At 69.3% G+C, this 1,549-nt stretch carries 1 protein-coding gene; it reads right to left on the bottom strand.

Going from position 1 to position 1,549, the window contains the following annotated elements:
* Positions 1-67: 67 nt before the first annotated feature.
* Positions 68-1,285, bottom strand: coding sequence for an IS110 family RNA-guided transposase (locus tag ACZ56B_RS32840; RefSeq protein ID WP_468798751.1), 1,218 nt, complete (start codon positions 1,283-1,285; stop codon positions 68-70).
* Positions 1,286-1,549: the final 264 nt, after the last annotated feature.

Raw genomic sequence — 1,549 nt, 5'->3', positions numbered from 1 at the left:
GGGGGGGTGCCTCTATGTCTTTCGTCAAGGCGTCCGGGCTGGGCTTGGGGTGGTTCGGCTTGCTGGGTCATGCGGCGAGTTCGACGTCTTTGGGGACGTGGGGTTCGTAGAAGGTGCCGTCGCGGAGCATGGCGAACAGGACGCTGATGCGTTGGCGGGCGAGTCGGAGGAGGGCCTGGGTGTGGGTCTTGCCGCGGGCTCGCTGCTTGTCGTAGTAGGTGCGGGAGGCGGGGTCGGCGTTCATGCAGGCGAAGGCGGACAGGAACATCGCCCGTTTGAGCTGCCGGTTTCCGCCTCGTGGCGCGTGTTCACCGTGGATCGAGGTCCCGGACGACTTCGTGGTCGGGGCGAGTCCCGCGTAGGAGGCGAGGTGGGCGGCGGTGGGGAAGCTGGTGCCGTCGCCGACGGTGACCAGCAGGACGGCGGCGGTCCTGACGCCGACGCCGGGCATCGACGTCAGGACCGGGGAAAGAGGGTGAGCCTCCAGCAGGGTGTTGATCTGGGCTTCCATCGCCCGGCGCTGGGTGTGGACGGCGGCGAGCGAGGCGGCCAGGGAGGGGATGACGATGTCGAGGGTGCCGGTGCCCGGGACGACGACGGTCTGCTCGTCCAACGCGTCGAAGACGTCGTCGATCAGCCGCTGGGCCATGCGCGGGGCCTTGGGCCGGATCAGTTCGACGAGTCTGCGGCGGCCGGCTTTGCGCAGGGCTGCCGGGGATCCGTAGCGCTCCAGCAGCCAGGTGACGGCGCTGTGGTCCAGGCGGGGACCCAGGACGCGTTCAAGGCTGGGGTGGAACTGGGTGAGCAGGCCGCGGATGCGGTTGCTGGTGCGGGTGGCCTCGGCGGCGAGGTCCTGGTCGAAACCGACCAGGACCGTGAGTTCGGCGGTGATCTCGTCGGTCAGCTCCAGCGAGCGCAGGGTGTGCGGCATGGTGCGGGCCGCGTCCGCGATCACGGCCGCGTCCTTGGCGTCGGTCTTGGCCTCGCCCGGGTAGAGATCGGCGATCCGCCGCATCGCCAGTCCGGGCAGGTAGGCGACCTGGCAGCCTGCGTCCCGGGCCACGGTCAGCGGCAGGGCACCGATCGAGGCGGGCTGGTCCACGATCACCAGCACCGTGCCGAACTTCGCGGCCAGTTTGTCGAAGACGGCCCGCAGCTTCGGCTCGCTGTTGGGCAGCTGCTTGTCGAAGACCTTCTTCCCGGCCGGGGTCAGGCCGTGCCCGTGATGGGCGCTTTTGCCGACGTCCAGGCCGAGGAACACGCCCACGTCTTCGGTGTCGAACATGGCACCTTTCCAGGAGTGTTGAAGGTGTCGGCCTCGGCGTCGGTGTCGTACTCGCGCATCCACGTTATGCAGACCTGCCATCCGCGAGCTGTCCGGCATTGCGCCGGACCGGATGGCGGCCGGACCTCTGATCAGCGTCTCCGACGGCACCTCCCGGGCCCGGTGACACCACCCCCCAGGTCATCCGTTCGACAGGGGGACACAGTCATGCCGGGCCCGGAGGCCAGCGGCCCTCTTGCAGGACCGCGAAGAAGATAACGGGGG

This window comes from Streptomyces sp. NPDC034670, assembly GCF_055574875.1.
Note: the sequence above shows the minus strand (reverse complement) of the source record. Positions and strands in the feature narration are given on the sequence as shown.